The organism is Pseudomonas sp., assembly GCF_037994325.1.
In the GTDB taxonomy this organism is placed as follows: Bacteria; Pseudomonadota; Gammaproteobacteria; order Pseudomonadales; family Pseudomonadaceae; genus Aquipseudomonas.
Map to the genome: position 1 here is coordinate 1 of NZ_JBBNAH010000387.1, position 18,040 is coordinate 18,040.

The 18,040-nt window shown below is 60.4% G+C and carries 18 protein-coding genes; 8 read left to right on the top strand and 10 right to left on the bottom strand.

The annotated features are described in order from the left end of the window. The coding region (gene cysQ, locus AAAB16_RS13110; RefSeq protein WP_340663719.1) for a 3'(2'),5'-bisphosphate nucleotidase CysQ at nt 1-876 on the bottom strand (876 nt) is incomplete at its 3' end. Beyond that, nucleotides 873-1,451 (bottom strand): ADP compounds hydrolase NudE, encoded by a 579-nt coding sequence (gene nudE / locus AAAB16_RS13115; protein WP_340663720.1) that lies wholly within the window; start codon nt 1,449-1,451, stop codon nt 873-875. The genes cysQ and nudE, both read right to left, overlap by 4 nt. A gap of 137 nt (nt 1,452-1,588) precedes the next feature. Between nudE and yrfG the strand changes: the two genes are divergently transcribed. From yrfG to AAAB16_RS13135, 4 genes are all read left to right on the top strand, one after another. Then, nucleotides 1,589-2,254 carry a GMP/IMP nucleotidase gene (yrfG, locus tag AAAB16_RS13120; protein WP_340663721.1) on the top strand — a complete coding sequence of 222 codons (666 nt, stop codon included), beginning with the start codon at nt 1,589-1,591 and terminating at the stop codon, nt 2,252-2,254. A 22-nt stretch (nt 2,255-2,276) separates the two neighbouring features. After that, the gene (locus tag AAAB16_RS13125) at nt 2,277-3,164 is read left to right on the top strand and encodes a LysR family transcriptional regulator (protein WP_340663722.1); all 888 of its coding nucleotides are present in this window, start codon (nt 2,277-2,279) and stop codon (nt 3,162-3,164) included. 130 nt (nt 3,165-3,294) lie between these two features. Then, a complete protein-coding gene (fdhD, locus tag AAAB16_RS13130; protein WP_340663723.1) occupies nt 3,295-4,134 on the top strand; it encodes a formate dehydrogenase accessory sulfurtransferase FdhD in 840 nt (279 codons plus the stop codon). Further along, nucleotides 4,134-6,464, top strand: coding sequence for an FdhF/YdeP family oxidoreductase (locus AAAB16_RS13135; protein WP_340663724.1), 2,331 nt, complete (start codon nt 4,134-4,136; stop codon nt 6,462-6,464). The genes fdhD and AAAB16_RS13135 overlap by 1 nt, the downstream gene beginning before the upstream one ends. Nucleotides 6,465-6,629: 165 nt before the next feature. Here AAAB16_RS13135 and AAAB16_RS13140 read toward each other — a convergent pair whose 3' ends face one another. Next, nucleotides 6,630-7,418, bottom strand: coding sequence for a DUF4824 family protein (locus tag AAAB16_RS13140; RefSeq protein ID WP_340663725.1), 789 nt, complete (start codon nt 7,416-7,418; stop codon nt 6,630-6,632). After that, a complete protein-coding gene (locus tag AAAB16_RS13145) occupies nt 7,415-8,482 on the bottom strand; it encodes a DUF2157 domain-containing protein (protein ID WP_340663726.1) in 1,068 nt (355 codons plus the stop codon). The genes AAAB16_RS13140 and AAAB16_RS13145 overlap by 4 nt, the downstream gene beginning before the upstream one ends. 263 nt (nt 8,483-8,745) lie before the next feature. Here AAAB16_RS13145 and AAAB16_RS13150 point away from each other — a divergent pair, with 263 nt between their 5' ends. Further along, nucleotides 8,746-9,210, top strand: coding sequence for a glycine zipper domain-containing protein (locus AAAB16_RS13150; protein WP_340663727.1), 465 nt, complete (start codon nt 8,746-8,748; stop codon nt 9,208-9,210). A gap of 78 nt (nt 9,211-9,288) precedes the next feature. Here AAAB16_RS13150 and AAAB16_RS13155 read toward each other — a convergent pair whose 3' ends face one another. The 5 genes from AAAB16_RS13155 to AAAB16_RS13175 form a co-directional block, all read right to left on the bottom strand. Continuing rightward, nucleotides 9,289-9,720, bottom strand: coding sequence for a thioesterase family protein (locus AAAB16_RS13155; RefSeq protein ID WP_340663728.1), 432 nt, complete (start codon nt 9,718-9,720; stop codon nt 9,289-9,291). A 99-nt stretch (nt 9,721-9,819) separates the two neighbouring features. After that, the gene (locus tag AAAB16_RS13160; protein ID WP_340663729.1) at nt 9,820-10,983 is read right to left on the bottom strand and encodes an iron-containing alcohol dehydrogenase; all 1,164 of its coding nucleotides are present in this window, start codon (nt 10,981-10,983) and stop codon (nt 9,820-9,822) included. Between the two features lie 26 nt (nt 10,984-11,009). Further along, nucleotides 11,010-11,957, bottom strand: a complete 948-nt coding sequence (locus AAAB16_RS13165) for a PHB depolymerase family esterase (protein ID WP_340663730.1) — start codon at nt 11,955-11,957, stop codon at nt 11,010-11,012. A gap of 153 nt (nt 11,958-12,110) precedes the next feature. Then, nucleotides 12,111-13,901, bottom strand: coding sequence for an acyl-CoA dehydrogenase C-terminal domain-containing protein (locus tag AAAB16_RS13170; RefSeq protein WP_340663731.1), 1,791 nt, complete (start codon nt 13,899-13,901; stop codon nt 12,111-12,113). After that, on the bottom strand, nt 13,898-15,139 hold the full coding sequence (locus AAAB16_RS13175; protein ID WP_340663732.1) for a 3-hydroxyacyl-CoA dehydrogenase NAD-binding domain-containing protein: 1,242 nt from the start codon (nt 15,137-15,139) through the stop codon (nt 13,898-13,900). Before AAAB16_RS13175 ends, AAAB16_RS13170 begins: the two co-directional genes overlap by 4 nt. A 118-nt stretch (nt 15,140-15,257) precedes the next feature. On the opposite strand from AAAB16_RS13175, the gene AAAB16_RS13180 reads away from it, so the two are divergent. From AAAB16_RS13180 to AAAB16_RS13190, 3 genes are all read left to right on the top strand, one after another. Then, nucleotides 15,258-16,163: a LysR family transcriptional regulator gene (locus AAAB16_RS13180; protein ID WP_340663733.1), complete on the top strand. Its 906-nt coding sequence runs from the start codon at nt 15,258-15,260 to the stop codon at nt 16,161-16,163. 282 nt (nt 16,164-16,445) lie between these two features. Continuing rightward, a complete protein-coding gene (locus AAAB16_RS13185) occupies nt 16,446-16,940 on the top strand; it encodes a hypothetical protein (RefSeq protein WP_340663734.1) in 495 nt (164 codons plus the stop codon). 150 nt (nt 16,941-17,090) lie between these two features. Then, nucleotides 17,091-17,300 (top strand): YgdI/YgdR family lipoprotein, encoded by a 210-nt coding sequence (locus AAAB16_RS13190; RefSeq protein WP_340663735.1) that lies wholly within the window; start codon nt 17,091-17,093, stop codon nt 17,298-17,300. 67 nt (nt 17,301-17,367) lie between these two features. Here the strand turns inward: AAAB16_RS13190 and AAAB16_RS13195 are convergent, their stop codons facing one another. Continuing rightward, a complete protein-coding gene (locus AAAB16_RS13195; RefSeq protein ID WP_340663736.1) occupies nt 17,368-17,790 on the bottom strand; it encodes an HPF/RaiA family ribosome-associated protein in 423 nt (140 codons plus the stop codon). Nucleotides 17,791-18,040: the final 250 nt, after the last annotated feature.

An 18,040-nucleotide genomic window follows, 5' to 3' on the forward strand; every position in this document is an offset into this window, starting at 1 on the left:
CCGTCGTCCCCGCGCAGGCGGGGACCCAGAATCTTCAGCCGAGCATAAGCGTTGGTCCAGCACCCGAGCCAACCGCAACAAATCGCCACGCCAACTGGCATTCGCCGGCAAGGCCAAAAAGAACGGATTAAGGAAAGACTCACGGGCTTCATAGGTGAGCACCTCACCCTGAATATCCAGCACCTCGCCACCCGCTCCTTCCAGCACGCCTTGTGCCGCTGCGGTGTCCCACTGCGAGGTGGGCGCCAGGCGCGGGTAACAATCCGCTGCGCCTTCGGCCAGCAGGCAGAATTTCAGCGAGCTGCCGACGTTAACCAACTGTAAATCACCAAACAGCACCGCCAACCCAGCAAGCAATTGTTCTTGCTCAGGGCTGGAGTGGCGGCGGCTGGCAACCACGGTAAAGCCTTGTTCCGGCTGGTTGCGCACCTTTACGGCCTGCGGCTGACCATGGGCGTCACAACGCCAGGCACCGATACCCGCGCCGCCGTAAAAATAGCGGCCAGTGGTGGGCATGCCGACCACGCCAAACAGCACCTTGCCGTTTTCCACCAGGGCAACGTTGACGGTGAACTCATCGCTGCCGCTGATAAATTCTTTGGTGCCATCCAACGGGTCGACCACCCACCACCGCGTCCATTGCGCGCGCTCGCTTAAGGGGATATCGGCGGCTTCTTCGGATAACACCGGAATGCTTGGGTCCAATGCGGTCAACCCAGCCAGCAAAATGTGATGCGCGGCCAGGTCGGCGGCGGTTACCGGTGAATCATCGGCCTTGGCCGTCACCGCTACGCCACTGCGCCAGTACGGCAGAATCGCCGCGCCAGCTTCGCGCGCCAAGGCGACCACCTGCTCCATCAATGGCAACACACTCATGGGCGCGGCGCCGGGGTAAATTCGCCGCGCTGGGTCAGCAGGTCGCGGGCCAAGTACAACGCGGCCAATGCGCGGCCTTCGCTGAATTGCGGATGCTGGGCCAGGCTCGACAGCTCATGCAGGCTAAACCGCTCGACGCCCATCGGCTCGGGCTCGTCGCCTGGCAAGCTTTCCGGGTACAGATCGCGGGCCAGCACCACTTGAATAACCTGGCTCATATAGCCCGGCGACAACGACAGCTCGGTCAGCAGCTCCAACTTACGTGCACCAAACCCCGCCTCTTCCTTGAGTTCGCGGTTGGCCGCATCTAGCACGTCTTCGCCTGGTTCGATCAGGCCCTTGGGGCACGACAACTGGTAATCGTCCGTACCGCCGCAGTATTCCTCCACCAGCAGCACATGCTCGTCGTCAGCCAGCGCCACGACCATCACCGCGCCATAGCCTGCGCCCTTGCCCACTAACCGCTCGTAGGTGCGCTCAACGCCATTACTAAAGCGCAGCTGCAAGTCCTCAACGCGAAACAGGCGGCTGCTCGCCACGATTTCGCGGTTGAGGACGGTGGGTTTCTGACGCATGGGACGGCTCCTTGGCATGACCTGGCGGGTTATCATAACGCGGCTTTTCCGATTGTCGCCGCGCCAGATTGCGCTTTACGGCGCAATCGCCAGCCTTTTGCGCGTCCTGTCACGCCTTTTTCTGCGGAGCGAGCTGCATGCCTTTAATGCCCTGGGCCGATATCGACACCGTGCTGCTCGACATGGACGGCACCCTGCTGGACCTGCATTTCGACAACCACTTCTGGCTCGAACACCTGCCACAGCGCTTTGCCGAGGTGCATGGCCTCAGCCGCGAACAGGCCGAGGCGCAGATGCTGCCGCTGTTTCGCGAGCATGCCGGACAGTTGAATTGGTACTGCACCGACTTCTGGACCGCTCAGCTCAACCTGCCCATTCGAGAATTGAAACGAGAAGTTGCCCACCTGATTTCCCTGCGCCCGGACGCCGACAAATTTCTTGTGGCCCTGCGTCAGGCCGGCAAGCGCGTGGTGCTGATCACCAATGCCCACCGCGATTCGCTGTCACTGAAAATGGAGCGCATTGAACTGGCGCCCTATTTCGATCGCCTGATCAGCTCCCACGACTATGGTTACCCCAAGGAAGACCAGCACTTCTGGGCCGCCCTGCAAGCGGACTTTGCCTTTGAGCCGAGCCGCAGCCTGTTTATCGACGACAGCCTGCCGATATTGCGCAGCGCCCGTGAGTACGGCGTCGCCCAGCTGCTGGCGGTGCGCGAGCCGGATAGCCGCAAAGGCCCCAAAGACACGGAAGAATTCCCGGCGGTGGAAGATTACCGCCTGCTGATCGATGGTCTGCTTTGAACACTGCGCTTAGGACGGACTGATGGACATCAAGCAGCTAAAGTTTCTGATCGCCCTCGACGAAACCCGCCACTTTGGTCAAGCGGCGGCGCGCTGCCATGTCACCCAGCCGACCTTATCGATGCGCCTGCGCAGCCTGGAAGAAGAACTGCAATTGCCCTTGGTGCTGCGTGGTCAGCGCTTTGAAGGCTTTACCGAATCTGGCGAGCGGGTGCTGGCCTGGGCGCGTAGCGTGATTGCCGCCTATGACGGCTTAAATGCGGAAGCGGCGGCCTGTCGCGGCAGCTTGATCGGCACCTTGCGTTTGGGCGTGGTGCCGCTGTCCAGCTACGACCCGATGCCGCTGCTGCAACGCCTGCATCAGCAACACCCCAGCCTGCGTTTTGAGTTATCGGCGCTAAGCTCCGAGCAAATTCTTGAACAGTTGGCGAGCAATCGCCTGGACCTCGGCGTGTCCTACCTCGACCGCCTGAACGCCGAGCACTTCGACAGCCTTAACCTGATGCAAACCCGCATGGGCCTGCTGTATGACCAGCGTTTTTTCCGTTTTGAAGCGGCCGAACTGACCTGGGAAGCGCTGATCAACCTGCCGTTGGGCATGCTTTCCAGCGGCATGCATTTTCGCCAATCGATCAACCACAACTTCCGTAGCCGTGGCCTGACGCCAACGCCGCTGCTGGAGACCGATGTGGTGCATCAGTTGGTTCAAGCCGTTCACGGCGGCCTGTGCTGCGCGATCATGCCGCTCTATGGCGGCCTCGATATGCTGGCCAAACACCTTAAGCTGCAACCCATCGAAGACGCCCAAACCCTCGCCCCGCTGGGCCTGATCATGCGTCGTAGCGCGCCGCGCTCCTCGCTGGCCGAAGCCTGCTTTCAGGAAGCCGGCGCGATGTTGCTCGAGTCGTAGAGGGCGTGCGCGCACCCATCATCGACGCCATCTATCACCGCATCAGCACTGACGATTAGACGTCATCACCCAACCGGCCTAACCTGTTCAAATAACGATCAACCGAACCTCGTGCAACTCGGTGACGATAATGAACGCCAAGCGCCAACCCCTGGCGTCGGCCGATGCCGGCGCTGTCGATAACGCCCTGCTTCAAGCCAGCCAGCGTTACAGCTTTTATGAGCTGGAGCACAGCGTGGCCGCCCCTGCCGAGCTCGCTGAAGAAGTCGCGCTGGCCATCGCGTTTAACGGCATCAGCCAGGCGGTGATGCTGGTGTCACCCAATGATCTTGAAGATTTTGTCATCGGCTTTAGCTTGGGCAGCGGCATTGTCGAGTCCATCGACGAGATTTATGACCTCAAGCTCAGCGGCTGCGGCTCCGCCCGCCAGGCCGAGGTGCAGATCAGCAGCCGCGCCTTTTGGAACCTTAAGCAACAACGTCGGCAAATGACCGGCACCAGCGGTTGCGGCCTGTGTGGCGTAGAAGCGGTGGAGCAAGCGCTGCCGCAACTCGCCGCTCTGACTCAAGCGCCCTTACCGCCCGCCAGCTGGTTGGCTGGCCTGCGCGAGCGTATCAACGATTTCCAACCCCTGGGCCAACACTGCGGCGCCGTGCATGCCGCGCTGTTTATGAATAACCAAGGCGAGTTGCTGCTGGGCCGCGAAGATATCGGGCGGCACAACGCGCTCGACAAACTGATCGGCGCCCTCACCCGCCAGCAGATTTCCACCACCGGCGGCCTCGCTCTGGTGACCAGCCGCTGCAGCCTGGAACTGATCCAGAAGGTACTGCGTGCCGGCATCACCACCCTGGTCAGTCTCTCGGCGCCCACCGGCCTGGCCGTGCAATGGGCGCGCCGCCACAACCTCAATCTGATCCACCTGCCGCACAAAAATGCGCCGCGGGTCTACAGCCCGGAGTTTCCATAATGAGCCACCACGTCGACCCGAACCCAACCCAACGCTACAAGCCGTACAAAGGCGCAGCGGGCGGCTGGGGTGCGCTGAAAAGCGTGGCGCACTTCTGGCTGGAAAGTGATAACGCGCTGAAAAACATCCGTGCACTGCTAAAAACCAACCAACACGGCGGCTTCGACTGCCCCGGCTGCGCTTGGGGTGAATCGGCAGAAAGTGGCATGGTCAAGTTCTGCGAGAACGGCGCCAAGGCCGTTAACTGGGAAGCCACCAAGCGCCGCGTTGACGCCGCCTTTTTTGCCAAACACAGCGTCAGCACCCTACGCGAGCAAAGCGACTATTGGCTGGAATACCAAGGCCGACTGACCGAACCGATGGCCTACGACCCGGTCAGCGACCACTACAAACCGATTAGCTGGGACGCCGCCTTCGAGCTGATCGCAGGCCACCTCAACGCCCTGGCCAGCCCGAACCAAGCCGAGTTCTACACCTCCGGCCGGGCCAGTAACGAGGCCGCCTTTCTCTATCAATTGTTCGTGCGCGCCTACGGCACCAACAACTTTCCCGACTGTTCGAACATGTGCCACGAAGCCAGCGGTGTGGCGTTGGGGCAAAGCGTTGGGGTCGGCAAAGGCACAGTGACCTTCGACGATTTTGAACATGCCGAAGCCATTTTTGTGATCGGCCAGAACCCCGGCACCAACCACCCGCGCATGCTCGAGCCGCTACGTGAGGCGGTAAAACGTGGTGCCCAGGTGGTGTGTTTAAACCCGCTGAAAGAGCGCGGCCTGGAGCGTTTCCAGCATCCGCAGCACCCGATTGAAATGCTCAGCAACGGCGACCGCCCGACCAGCACTACGTTTTTCCGCCCGGCCCTGGGTGGCGATATGGCGGCCCTGCGCGGCATGGCCAAGTTTCTGCTGAAGTGGGATCGGGAAGCCCAGGCCAAAGGCAAGTCGACGGTGTTCGACCACACCTTTATCGCCCAGCACACCACCCAGGTTGAGGCTTATCTGGACGTGGTTGAAGCCACCAGTTGGGAGCAGATCGTCGAGCAATCCGGCCTGAGCAAAGCCGAGATTGAGCAGATGGCGCATATCTACCGCAATGCCGAACGCGTGATTATGTGCTGGGCCATGGGTGTGACCCAGCATCGCCACTCGGTGCCAACCATTCAGGAAATCGCCAACCTGATGTTGCTGCGCGGCAACATCGGCAAGCCCGGCGCCGGCCTGTGCCCGGTACGTGGGCACAGCAACGTGCAGGGCGACCGCACCATGGGCATCAACGACCGCCCGCCGGCGTTTTTCCTTGATGCGCTGGAGCGCCGTTTTGACTTTAAAGTACCGCGCGAATTTGGCCACAACACCGTTGAAGCCATTCACGCCATGCTCGACGGCCAAGCCAAAGTGTTTATCGGCCTGGGCGGCAACTTCGCCCAAGCCACGCCAGACACCCCGCGCGCCCACCAGGCGCTGCAAAACTGCGACCTCACTGTACAAATCAGCACCAAGCTCAACCGTAGTCACTTAACCCTGGGCAAACAGGCGCTGATTCTGCCGTGCCTGGGCCGCACCGATATCGACAAACAAGCCAACGGCCCGCAAGCCGTGACCGTGGAAGACTCGTTCAGCATGGTCCACGCCTCCAACGGCCAGTTGCAGCCGCTGAGCAAACAGATGCGCTCGGAGCCGGCGATTGTCGCCGGTATCGCCGCAGCGACCCTGGGTAACAAACCGGTGAACTGGCAGTGGCTGATCGAAGACTACGACCGCATCCGCGAACTGATCGCCGACGTGGTGCCAGGCTTCCAAGGCTTTAACCAACGCGCCCGCGAAGAAGGTGGCTTCTACTTAGGTAACGCGGCGGGGCAACGGCGCTGGAATACCGCCTCCGGCCTGGCCAACTTCAAGGCCAATCAACTGCCGGTAGACCTGATCCACGAAGGCATTCGCGCTCGCGGTGAAGTGCCGGACCTGATCATGCAAACCATGCGTTCCCACGACCAATACAACACCACCATCTACGGCCTCGACGACCGTTACCGCGGCGTGAAAGGCCAGCGCGATGTGATCTTCGCCAACGAAGCCGACATCATCCGCCTGGGTTATAAACCGGGGCAGAAGGTCGATGTGTTGTCGTTATGGGGCGATGGCCGTGAGCGGCGTATCAAGGGCTTTACTCTGCTGGCCTTCGACATTCCGGCTGGGCAGGCCGCCGCTTACTACCCGGAAACCAACCCCTTGGTGCCGCTGGAAAGCGTGGGCGATGGCAGCTATACGCCGACCTCGAAGTTTGTCGCCATTCGCTTTGAAGCGGCGCGGGATAACGGGCGGATTATCTAGGGCTGTGGGCAACAGGGTGTAGACGGACGAATCGCTCACCCCGCCACCGTCGTCCCCGCGAAGGCGGGGACCCAGAGTAGAGCAGGAAACCTCATTCATAGCTCCATCCTGGGTCCCCGCCTTCGCGGGAACGACGGGAGCATCGGTACAGGCACAAACCGCGTTCTACTCGACCTTCTCGGCCCTAATCACCCAAGGCTCAAAGCGTTTGCCGAAGGCCAGCGCTACCCGCACCTTGCTCCGGTCTTCTGCATCGCGCCCATATAGCGGCCACTCGCGAAACACCTCACTCCACTGACTGGGTACGTTCAGTTCGTTGAGGTCGGCATACAGGGAATAGTCATTGCCGCGATCACTTTCGTCGTAATAGCGCGTACCCACGCGCAAGCCGGCACGCGCTATCGCGTAATGCGCGGTATCCGCATAACGCTCGCGTAAGCTGGCGGCGTCCAACCCGGCATCGACCACATACAGGCGCGTGGTGATGGCGCTCAGGCGCTGCAGTTCGTAGTCGGCATCGTCCATTGCCACCTTGGCTTTGGCATCATCCGGTGCCGCTAACGCTGCTTGTTGGCTGCTTGCCAAGGCCGCCTGTGCCGCTTTCAACTGCGCCTGGTAATAGGGGCCATCCAGCTCCAGCACCACCAAGCCTTCGCGCTCTTCGCGGTGGCGCCAATAGGTCTGGCTGTCGTCGGGCACGGTAAAGCCCAGCGCCCGTAGCTTGTCGGCGGTAACCCAGCCATCCGCCACCCGCCAATCCAAACGCAACACGCGGCTGGCGTAGTCGCTGTCATCCAGAAAGCCGCGATACGCCACCGTTAGCTCACGTTCAGAGAGCGTCAACACACTGGCTGGCTCGCCGCTGCGGTTGTAATACACACCACCGAGCGCCACCGCATTGGTCAGCAGAATCAGCCCAGCACCGAGCCAAAAGGTTCGCTTTAACGGGCTCATGGCGTCACCTGCGTGGCCTTGACGGCGTATTTACGCAGGCGTTGCATCAACACCAGCAGCAACACGGCGATAACACCGATGGCGAGGAAGAACAGGTACTTGGGCAAGGCCTCCCACCACCAATCAAACAGCTTGGTGTACAGAAACAACACGCCAAATACCGTGCTGGTGGTACTTACCTCACGCCAGCCGCGACGGATACCCAGCCACACGCCCAGGCCAGCAATGACAAAGCCTAAGTATTGGTACAGCGACTCCACAGTTTTGCCGTCGAGCGCCAGGTAGCTGCCCTCGCCCCAGAACGACAACACCAGCACCGGGAAGAAGATAAACAGCAGGGCAAACACGCGGTACAGCGCCGCAAAGCCGGGAAAACGCGCGTGGTTGAGCACCAGCGGCAAGCAGAACAGCACGATGGCCGACGGAAAGAAGTTCTCCGGTCGATCGCCCACCGACAGCCAGTAACCGCCCCCAAACGCCCCCACCCGCGCGGCGATATAACCGCCCACACAGATCAGCCCCGCCGCCAATAGCAGGCGCAGGTTGCATTGATAGGCCAACAGAAACGCGAGCATGCCCCAGGGAATCAAGGCTTTGTCAGAGGGGGTGATATTGAAGATCTGCCCGGCCAACGACAGGTTGAGCACAAAGGCGACAAAACACAAAAGCGCCGCCAGCTTGGTGTAATAGCCGGAGCGGTCGTGGCCATGCAGCCATACAGTCAGCGCGAAGGTGCTGAGCGTGGTGCCAAGCAGAATCGCCACCTGCACGGTTTCGCTAAACATGCCCCAGAACTGGTGGAACAGAAAAAACAGACTGGCCGCCAACGCCAGCGCACCAAAAAACGAAGCCGCGCGCATACCGAGTGAGAGCTGCCGCGAGCGCTCGTCGGCGTCGATATTCAGGGTGGTGGAAAAGTGCTGCAGCAGTTGCCGATGATGCTCATCAACCTGCTGACGTTGCTCGGGGGCGAGGGTCAGAACGTTTTCGGCTTGCAGCTGCTTGAGCTCCAAACGAAACGCTTCGATCTGACCGAGTCGTTGCTGTGCCTGTTCGGCGTTCATGCCGGCTCCTTGGCGGGGGGAAGTGCAGGCGATTCTGGCAGATAACCTTAGGGGGGTGCAGTGACACGTCAATCGCCACTGCGCACAGCTCATGCACCAGGCTGCCAAGAAGCTTCAGACCTCGGTCAAAATTCAAAAGTTTCCGCCTAAAAACATATATTTAGAGAATGTGAGCGAAGCGCTACCAGCCGTCGATTAGGCCTTGTGTGTGTACCGGCGCCGATACACGATCGCGCCGTCTCTCTTACACAGGTTTGGCCTTTATGAAGTATTCCTCCCTGCTGATGTGTTCCGTTCTATTTGCCAGCCAGGCGTTTGCCGCTGAGGGCAACCTGCCTGCGGGCGTGGGTGGCGCCCTTGGTGGTGTGCTGGGCTCGGTGGTGGGTGAACAGGTCGGCGGTTCCACCGGTGCGGCGATTGGTGCTGGTGTGGGTGGTGCAGGTGGCGCCGCGGTTGGCGCACGTAAGGGTAATAAAACCGAGGCGGCCATCGGCGGCGGCTTGGGCGCCGCGGGCGGCAACGTTATCGGTAACAAGGTCGGCGGCAGCACCGGCGGCGTGATCGGTGCGGGCCTGGGCGGCGCAGCCGGTGGCGCGCTGGGTAACAACTACGGCAGCGCCAGCCGCGCCGATGACGAGCGCGAAAGCCACGGCAAGCGCCGTAACTATCGCCACGACAATGGCCATCACTACGGCCACAAGAAGAACAAACACCGTCGTCACGATTGAATAAAAAAACCGCCCTGTAGGGCGGTTTTTTTTGCTTGGCGTATTGCCGGTGCGCACACCGTTCGCGATCGCTAACCCCTAGCGGACGAGGTCGCTCAGCGCTTGGCGCAAGCCATCCGGAATGCTTACCGGGCGATTGCTTTCGCGATCCACAAATACGTGGACAAAGCGCCCCGCCGCACAGGCTTCTTCTTCGCCGGTCTTAAACACCGCCAACTCATACTGCACCGAGCTATTGCCCAACTTGCCGACCCGCAGGCCGATGTCGATGCGTTCGGGAAAGGCGATGGAAGCGAAGTAGTCGCAAGACGAGCTGACGACAAAACCCACCACCGCACCGCTGTGGATATCCAGGCCACCCACTTCGATCAGGTAGGTGTTCACCGCGCTGTCAAAAAAGCTGTAGTAGGTGACGTTGTTGACGTGGCCATAGACGTCGTTGTCATGCCAGCGCGTGGTAATCGGCTGGAAGTGGACGTAGTCGCTGCGCAAGTGTTGGCGGCCGGTCATGGGCGTTCGCTTTGTAAAGGAATGAATGACTCGTAGGGTGCGCTGTGCGCACCAGCGCTAGCACGACTGGCGCGCTGGTGAGCACAGCACACCCCAGGATTAATAAGCAGCCTGGTAGATCGCCAAGGCATCGGCTTCGGTTACTTCGCGTGGGTTATTCACCAGCAGGCGCTGTTGCAGCATGGCGTCGCTGGCCAGCTTGGCGAGCATGTCTTGCGGCACACCGGCATCACGCAAACGGCTGGGCAAACCATGGCGTTCGTTAAGCGCCGACAGCTCGGCAATAAATTGTTCAGTCAGGCTTTGCGCATCGCCAGCCCGCAGTTTGTCGCCCAGCAGCAGCGGCGCCAGTTCGGCGTACAAGGCGTTGGCCGCCGAGGCATTGAAGCGCAGCACATGGGGCAGCACCAGCGCATTGCTCAGGCCATGGGGAATATGAAAATGCCCGCCCAAGGGATAGGCCAGCGCATGCACCGCCGCCACGGGCGCGTTGGCAAACGCTTGCCCCGCGAGCAAGGCGCCCAACAGCATGGCTTGTCGCGCGCTGCGGTTCTGACCGTTGTGCACGGCTTCATGCAGGTTGGCGGCAAGCAGGCGCAAGGCTTCGCGCGCGAGCAAATCCGACAGCGGATTTTTCTTTAACGCGCTGGTGTAAGACTCAATGGCATGCACCATGGCGTCGATGCCGGTAGCGGCGGTTACAGCAGGCGGCAGGCCCAAGGTCAGGTCGGCATCCAGCAGCGCCAGGTCGGGCAGCAGCAGCGGCGACACCACGCCCATTTTGGTGGTTTCGCCGGTGGTGATAATGGCGATCTGGGTGACTTCCGAGCCGGTGCCAGCGGTGGTTGGCACCTGAATCAGTGGCAAGCGCTGGCCCTTGGCATTGCCCACGCCGTAGATATCTTTCAGCTCCTGTTTGCACGCGGGATGGGCCAGCAGCGCCACCAGCTTGGCGACGTCCATCGAACTGCCGCCGCCAAAGCCGATGATCAACTGCGCGTGCAACTCGCGGGCTTGGGTCACGGCCTTGAGCACGATGGCTTCGGGCGGGTCGGCCACCACTTGGTCGAACACCGCGACACTCAGGCCTTCATCGCTAAAGCCCGGCAGCACCTCGTTAAGCAGGCCGAACTTGGTGATACCAGGGTCGGTGACAATCAGCACCGAACTGGCGCCGCGCTCGCGGCACAAAGCAGCCAGGCGGCGGGCAGAACCGGATTCGCAGATGATCTGTGCGGTGGTTGCAAAGCTGAACGGATGCATGGCGATCTCCTCAGGTAAACGTGTGTTCAAGGCTGCTGGCGAGCAAAAAACGCCCAGATGGCTTCAGGCGCATTAAAGCCAGCAACGGTTTTGCCGAGCATGCGCGGCGCTCGGTAAATGGCTTGCGGAATCAGGTGGCCGCCACCGACAACGGTGTAGAGGCCCACCTCGTGTTTACCGGCGGCCCGCCATTGTTCGAAACGCACCGATGGGCTGGGTTCCTGACGGGTGGCGGCATTGGCCGGGTAACCCGATAGAGCGGCGAAGTAACCCGCCGTCTCGGCGGCCGAACGCACGGTGCCACGATTGCCCAGGCCAAACAGGGTGACCACGCCACCGTTATACGGATTGATCGGATCATCGCTGCCATTGACCACCAGCACCGAAGCGGGCTGCCCGGAAGCCTTGCAGTCGAGGTTATCCGCCGTCGGCAAATTCGCCGCGACCGGCGCTATACCCGCCAGCAACCCAGGCTCCTCCAAAGCGAAGCGAAAACCCAGGTGGCCGCCGCTGGAATAACCGGTGAGAAACACCCTCGCGCTGTCAGTGTGCTGCTGTTCAGCAAAACGCTGGATCAAGGCGCGGATAAAGCCCTTGTCGTCAATGTTCTGCTTACGCGCGGCATAGTCGGCGACCTTGCGGCAGTCGTTCCAGTTGTTCTCAAAGCCCTGGGGGTAGACCACGGCAAAGCCATGGGCATCGGCCAGGCGTTCGTACTCGTAGCCGGTAAAACGGCGGATGTCCTCACTGGTTTGCAGTGAGCCATGCAACACAAATAGCAAAGGCGCATTGGCCGGCAGGTTTTTCGGAATGTAGTAGCTGTACTGACGGTCCAGCGCGCCGACTTGGATATGCTCGGTTTGCAGGCTGGCGCTCAGGGTTGGCTGCACCGGCTTGGGGGCGTAGACAAAGTAGGCGTAGAGGCCAGCGGCAATGGCCAGCAGGGCCAGTAAAACGCGAAAAACGGTTTTCAATCGGCACCCTCTTTTTATTGTTATGGGACTTCTGGATTGTCCTGAAAGATTCTGGGTCCCCGCCTGCGCGGGGACGACGGTAGCTCAGAACCTGTCACCGTCGTTCCCGCGCAGGCGGGCATCCAGAGTTTCGGCTGATACCTCTATTTCCCATCAAAACGCGAAATGCGCCTCCGGCAACGCCATCAAACAATCCGCCCCACCCAACAGCATCTCGCGGTGGCTACTCACCCGCGGCAATACGCGGCGCATATAGAACAACGCGCTAATCAGCTTGGCTTGGTAGAAGTCAGCCTCACCTGTGCCAGCATCCAGCGCATCCTGCGCCCGCGCTGCCGCTTGCAGCCACAGACCGGCGAGCAGCAGGTAGGAGCTGTATTGCAGGAAGTCCACCGAGCAAGCGCCGATTTCCTGCGGGTCGCGGTTGGCGGCCTCCAGCACTTGGCGGGTCAGGTCGCGCCATTCGTGCAGGCGTTCTTGCAGCGGCTGCACCAGCTCACTCAGTTCGCTGCGGTGGGCTTGCGCTTCGCACAGGGCAGCGAATTCGTCTTGCAGGGCGTTGAGCTCGGCGCCGCCATCACCCATCAGTTTGCGGCGGATAAAGTCCAGCGCCTGAATGCCGTTGGTGCCTTCGTAGATCTGCGTGATGCGGCTATCGCGCATCAGCTGCTCCATGCCCCACTCGCGGATATAGCCGTGGCCGCCGTAGATCTGCACGCCAAGGCTGGCCACTTCCTGGCCCATGTCGGTGAAAAACGACTTCACGATGGGGATTAGCAGCGCCACGCGTTTGCCGGCCACCTTGCGCTCGGCCGGGTCCGGGTGACCGTGTTCCAGGTCGAGCTGGCGCGCGGTATAGGCCGAGAGCATGCGGCTGCCTTCCACCAGGGTTTTCTGCGTCAGCAACATACGGCGCACGTCGGGGTGAACGATGATCGGGTCAGCGGCTTTTTCCGGCGCTGCCGGGCCGGTGAGCGCGCGCGATTGCAAACGCTCGCGGGCATACGTCAGCGCGCCTTGGTAGGCGCGTTCGGCAACGCCCAAACCTTGCAAGCCAACCTGAAAGCGCGCGTCGTTCATCATGGTGAACATACAGGCCAAGCCCTGGTTGGCCGAACCAATCAGCCAGCCTTTGGCGCCGTCAAAGTTCATCACGCAGGTGGCCGCGCCTTTGATGCCCATCTTGTGTTCGATGGCGCCACAGCTCAGGGTGTTTTTCTCGCCCGGCGCACCGTTGGCCTTGGCCATGTATTTCGGCACCAGGAACAGGCTGATGCCCTTCACTCCAGCCGGTGCATCGGGCAAGCGCGCCAATACCAGGTGGACGATGTTCTCGGACATGTCCTGCTCGCCGCCGCTGATAAAAATCTTGCTACCGGTGACGGCGTAACTGCCATCGGCTTGCGGCTCGGCCTTGCTGCGCAGCAGCGCCAGGTCGGTGCCGGCCTGCGGCTCGGTGAGGCACATGGTGCCGGTCCAGGAGCCGCTGACCATCTTGCCCAGGTAGGCATTTTTCAGCTCTTCGCTGCCGTGCTTATACAGCGCCAGCACCGCGCCTTCGGTGAGGCCGGAATACACCCGGAACGACAAGCTGGCAGCCATCAGCATTTCATGGAAGCTGGCGGCAACCATCTGCGGGAAGCCCTGGCCGCCGTATTGGGTTGGGCCGGTCATGCTGGCCCAGCCGTTATCCACGTATTGCTGATAGGCATCGCGAAAGCCCGTGGGCGTGGTCACTTGGCCATTGACCAGGCTGACGCCCTCTTCATCGCTGCCACGGTTAAGCGGCGCCACCACTTCAGCGGTGTAGCGCGCGGCTTCTTCCAGCACGCCGTCGACCAGCTCGCGGTCCAGGCCATTGTCGAGCAGCTCACAGTGGGCGCCGACATCGAACATTTCGTGCAGTACAAAGCGCATATCGCGCAGGGGGGCTTGGTAGCTCATAGCTGACCCTCTTTAACGTCGGCAAAGCGTTTGCCGCTGGCCGCGAGTTGTTCGATCAAAGCCGCTGGCTGCCAATGCACGCCGAATTGGTTTTTCAGGCGGTGCAGGCGGTCCAGGATGTTATTTACGCCCTGGTTATCGGCCCAGCCCATGGGGCCGTCTTTGTCTTTCGGGAAGCCGTAGCCGTTGAGGTACACCAGGTCGATGTCATGGCTAGTGGCAGCGATATTTTCCTCGAGGATTTTTGCCCCCTCGTTCACCAGTGCCAGCAGGCAGCGTTCGAGGATTTCTTCCGGGCCGATCGAGCGACGGGTAAAGCCCAGTTGCTCGGATACCTGCAGCACCAGCGCATCCACTTCCGGGTCGTGCTCGGCTTGGCGGCTGCCTTCGGCGTAACGGTAATAGCCCATACGCGCTTTCTGACCAAAGCGGCCCAGCTCGCACAGGCGATTGTCGACCTGCACGGCGGGCTCGTTCTGGCCCTTGCCGGCCAGCTCACGGGCACGCCATTCGAGGTCGATGCCGACTACGTCGTACATACGGAACGGGCCCATGGCAAAACCAAAACCTTGCAACGCGGCGTCCACCTCATGGGGATAAGCCCCTTCGAGCAGCAGCATGCGCGCTTCCTGCACATAGGTATGCAGCATGCGATTGCCGATAAAGCCGTCGCAGTTGCCCGCCACCACGCTGACTTTGCCGATGCGTTTGCCCAAGGCCACGGCCGCCTCCAACACTGCCTTGGCGGTCTTTTCGCCGCGGACGATTTCGAGCAACTTCATGATGTGCGCGGGGCTGAAGAAGTGCAGGCCAAGCACGTGTTCGGGGCGCTGGGTGACGTTGGCGATGGCGTCGATATCCAACGCCGAGGTGTTGCTGGCGAGAATGGCGCCCTGTTTAACGGTGGTGTCCAGGGTGCGGAAAATTTGCTGCTTGAGTTCGAGGCTTTCGTACACCGCTTCGATCACCAGATCGACTTCGGCGAGGGCGGCGTAGTCGCTAACCGGGGTGACGCAGGCCAGGCGGGCGATGGAATCTTCAGCCGTGATACGCCCCAGCTTGACGTTATGGGCGTTGGTATCGGCCACCACGGTCATGGCTTGCTCAAGCATCTGCGCATTGTTGTCCAGCCACAGCACCTGAATGCCGGCATTGGCTAGGCTCATAACGATGCCGCGGCCCATGGTGCCGGCGCCGATTACGGCGGCGCGCTGAATATCAAAGCTGCTTTGGGTCATCTTGGACTCCTTATTTGTGGGCTGGCCAGCAAGCGGGCAAATGCAAAAAACGCCAGACACCATAAGTAAAGCGCTACTATTTTTGAAATTTAGTCTTGTGATATTTGGCATTCACCCAATGAATATCTCCACCTTCGACCTCAATTTGCTGCGCGTACTCGATGCCCTGCTACGCGAATGCAATGTTTCCCGCGCGGCGGAACGCCTGTCCCTAAGCCAGCCGGCAGTCAGTAATGCGCTTAATCGCCTGCGGGTGCTACTGGATGATCCGTTGCTGGTAAGAGTCGGCCGCGCCATGCAACCGACCCCGCGCGCCCAGGCCTTGGCCGGGCCGATTCGGGCGGCACTGCAACAGATTGAGCAGAGCCTGAGCGCTGGCGAAGTATTCGACCCGGCCCATAGCAAACAGCAGTTCAAGATAGCGGTGACCGACTACGTTGAGCTGATCTGTATGCCGCGCCTGATCGAGCAGCTTAGCCGCCTGGCGCCCGGCATTCGCATCGACATCCATCACCTAAGCCCGAGCTTGCCTGGCGATGCGCTGGATAAAGGCGAGTTGGATTTGGTGCTAGGGCGTTTTGAGGAAATTCCGCCACGTTTTGCCCGCCGGCATTGGATGAGCGAAACGCTATTGCTGGCCGTGCGCGAAGGCCACGGGCTATTGCCTGGGGAGTTGGATCTGCCGCGTTTTCTGGCACTGAGTCATTTATGGGTACATGGCGGGCAAACGCGCGGCATGGTCGATCAATGGCTGACCGAGCAAGGGCTTAGCCGCACCATCACCTACACCACACCCAACTACCTGCAAGCGGCGCATATCGTTGCCACCAGCGAATTGGCGGCGGTGTTGCCCAGTCAGCTCGCCCAACACTTTGCTCAACTGCTGCCGTTGCGTTTGTATGAGCTGCCGTTTGCGTTGGGGCCGTTTCACCTGGAAATCGTCCACCTCGGCCAGCGGCTGCGCGACCCGGCGCTGCAATGGTTGGTGGAGCAAATCATGCTGATTGGCCAGCCAGATGATTAACCAAGGGCTACGTTCGTCGGGTTTTCACCTCTGCGGTTTAGCTCGGGGCAGCAACAACCTGGCGCAAAGGCCAATTAGCCCGACTTACTTAGCAATTCGCCACAGCCCTTTAAGCATGGTCAATCAAGCGTAGCGGCGCACGATTGGGATGGTTGCGGGTCAACAACGCCGCGAAAAAGTTCTAGACCATCTGCTTTGTACCGATATGCCACATCCGCCTAAGACGCGGCCTCCAGGGCACTTACACTGTCAATCCCGGGCCATAAATCCAGGGAGAACCTTATGCCCCTTGCCATCGACAGCGTAAACAACGCCTATATCACCAGCACACCGCTGGCACGAAATAACCTGCGAACCGAAGCGACACAGGCCACCACCAGCACCTCCCTAGCGGAGCGGTTGGCAGCTAATAGCGAAGCGGCCCGTGCCCGTCAGCAGGAACTGCAAGAACAACGAGCGCTGCGTGCCCAGGAACAGCAAGACGTGCGTGAGCAACGTCAGCTGGAACTGCGTGAAGCACGTCAGCAGCAGATTGAAGACTTGCAGGAACAGCTTGAGCAGGCACGACTGGACGCATTTAACGCCCAGCAGGATGACCTCAACAATCCGCTCTCGGCCGAGAACCTGGCGCGTCAGCAGCTTGAGGTGAATAACAATCCGCAAGCGTTTGGTCTTGATCCCAACCAAGTGACGACCCGAGTCGCCACCCAGGCAATTTCGGTTTATCAGCAAACCCAGGCCGGCCCGGATTTACTTAATCGAGGCCTAGTGGCCTAACCCTAGGGCTGTGCTGTGCGCACCATGGCGAACACGCGGATGACGCGTGGTGGGCGCAGCACACCCTGTGACGTGCTCTGGGAAAAATATATGGATCGTTTTTTATGGGGGTCGGTCTGTTTCTCTAGGTACCCCTATAGGAGAACGACTATGAAAAAGTGGATATTTGCTGCCTGCTGCGTGTTGACCCTTGCTGGTTGCTCCAGCGATTACATCATCACCACTAACGATGGCCAGATGATCAACACCCAAGGCAAGCCTGAGCTGGATGAAGAAACCGGCCTGCTGGAATACGAGGATGCCGATGGCAACTCGCAACAGATTCCACAGACCCAAGTGAAGCAAATGTTGGAGCGTTGATTTGGCCTTGCTGAATCCGATCCAATAAAAAACCGCCCCATGAGGGCGGTTTTTTTATGCAGCGCTATCAGTCTTTGCCGAGCGCTTCCTGCTTGGCAAGGAAGTCTTCTTGCAGCAACGCGTCGGTGTCTTCGCCAGGCTCTTCGTCCTCAATGGTGGGCAGATGGCCGGTGGAAACGGTTTTCGCATCCAGCCGGCCCATCAGGTGCTCCAGGGCGTGGCGCATTTTTTCGGCGGCACCTTCAACAGCCAGGTCGAGGGATTCGGCTTTATGGGTAACGGAAACCGGCTGATGGCCTTTAGGCCGCGCTTCAATCTGGCAGCGCTTGTCTTCGGCCCCGGCTTTGGCGCCATTTTCATCGCTAAGGTGAATTTCAATACGGGTGAGGAAATCGTCAAATCGCTCCAGTCGATCACTGACTGCCGAACCAACCCACTCCTGGAGACGGGCACTACCTTCGATATGGTTGCTGTTCACTTGAACTTGCATTGAGTTACCTCGATTGCGACGTAGATAAGTCTTGGAGGGGAGGTATACAGGCAAGGTTCAGGGAAAGCATTGATCTATATCTGGCGGGATGTTTCCACTGTGTTTGGTTCCTTGAGCTGCGCTGCGGTCGAACCTACGACTTCCTGACTTGTTGCGCACCTGGGTCCCCGCCTGCGCGGGGACGACGCAGTAATGCCAGCCATCCCCGTCACCAGCGCAGGCCGGGAAGCCAGGCACACCATGGCCAAAT